This is a genomic window from Microtetraspora sp. AC03309 (assembly GCF_020826795.1).
GTDB classification, from domain to species: domain Bacteria; phylum Actinomycetota; class Actinomycetes; order Streptosporangiales; family Streptosporangiaceae; genus Microtetraspora; species Microtetraspora glauca.
The window spans coordinates 1-605 of sequence record NZ_JADDIL010000364.1 but is presented as its reverse complement, the minus strand read 5'-3'; the positions used below and the strand labels follow the sequence as shown (position 1 = coordinate 605).

2 protein-coding genes are annotated in these 605 nt (G+C 62.5%); one reads left to right on the top strand and one right to left on the bottom strand.

Annotated elements, in window-relative coordinates; genetic code table 11:
* A partial coding sequence (locus tag IMZ11_RS43365; protein WP_228649494.1) for a hypothetical protein occupies nucleotides 1-287 on the bottom strand: 287 nt, incomplete at its 3' end.
* A gap of 190 nt (nucleotides 288-477) precedes the next feature.
* Between IMZ11_RS43365 and IMZ11_RS43360 the strand changes: the two genes are divergently transcribed.
* On the top strand, nucleotides 478-605 hold a 128-nt coding region (locus IMZ11_RS43360), incomplete at its 3' end, for an acyl-ACP desaturase (RefSeq protein ID WP_228649496.1).

Here is a 605-nt window from a genome sequence, read left to right as displayed (position 1 = left end):
CCGTCGCAGTTCAAAGCGACCATGACCTCGCCGGAGGCGTGGCTGCCGTCGCGCACGAAGGGGGCGTCCCACGCGTTGGTGACGATGCAGTCGCCCTGGGACAGCTTGCTGCCCACGGTGACGGCGACCTTGGCACTGGAACCGCTATCCTCGATCGCGCTCGAGGCGTCCGAGTAGGTCTGCCCCACCACATCAGGGGCGGCGGCCGCAACGCCGGCACCGAACAACAGGGATACGGCCGCACCAGTGGCAGCCGCAGCTCCGGCACCAACGACAAGCATCTTCACGTGTGCCCAACCTCCGAGCGTGGTATCCGACAGATGTTGCCGCGGATCCTACCGCCGTACCACAAACGGCGCAGGACACGCGAAACACGAACGGGGGCAACTTGATGTCACCGGGTTACACAGATATATTGACTGCTACCAACAGGTACAGATAACTGAGCGTCCTTGAGACGCGAGGAGGGTGGAGCACATGACGCAGGAATACACCGACCTGCAGCTCCTGCATGAACTTGAGCCTGTCGTGGAGACCAGCATCAACCGCCACATGCGGATGCGTAAGGACTGGAATCCGCACGACTTCATTCCGTGGTCGGACGG